The organism is Priestia sp. P5_B4, assembly GCF_056400385.1.
In genome coordinates this window covers 1-723 of record NZ_JBFULJ010001346.1, presented here as the reverse complement: position 1 = coordinate 723, position 723 = coordinate 1, and the positions used below count along the sequence as shown (strand labels likewise).

At 42.9% G+C, this 723-nt stretch carries 1 protein-coding gene; it reads left to right on the top strand.

Features of this window, described 5'->3' with window-relative positions:
* On the top strand, nt 1-723 hold a 723-nt coding region (locus AC1DRF_RS30900), incomplete at both ends, for an L-lactate permease (protein WP_477742688.1).

The window sequence follows — 723 nt, the reverse complement described above, 5'->3', positions numbered from 1 at the left end:
GGACACAGCAGTTCACTCCTGTAGGAAACAGCGTCATTTGGTCTTCATTAATCGCTTTGATTCCTATTCTTTACTTCTTTTGGGCTCTGGCTATTAAACGAATGAAAGGTTATATGGCTGGAGTTACAACTTTACTGGTCGCACTTGCCGTTGCAATATTTGCTTATAAAATGCCGGCTAGCATGGCTTTTATGTCAGCCAGTCAAGGAGCCGTATACGGTATACTGCCGATTGGATGGATTATCATTACGTCCGTTTTTCTTTACAAACTAACCGTAAAAACCGGTCAGTTTGATATTATTCGTACCTCTGTCGTATCTATTACAGAAGATCGCAGACTTCAAGCTTTGTTGGTTGCTTTTTCGTTTGGGGCTTTTCTTGAAGGGGCCGCTGGTTTCGGAGCACCTGTTGCTATTTCAGCAGCTCTGCTGGTAGGTTTAGGATTTAATCCGCTGTATGCCGCTGGCTTATGTTTATTAGCAAACACAGCACCCGTTGCTTTTGGTGCAATCGGTATTCCTATCACGGCTATGGAAGGTCCTACTGGAGTAGCGGCAATGGAAATCTCTAAAATGGTAGGCCGCCAGCTTCCTTTTATTTCTGTATTTATTCCCCTGTATTTGGTTTTTGTAATGGCAGGATTTAAGAAAACAGTAGAAGTACTCCCTGCTATTTTAGTATCCGGCATCTCTTTTGCACTTACCCAGTTTGTCAGCTCTAACT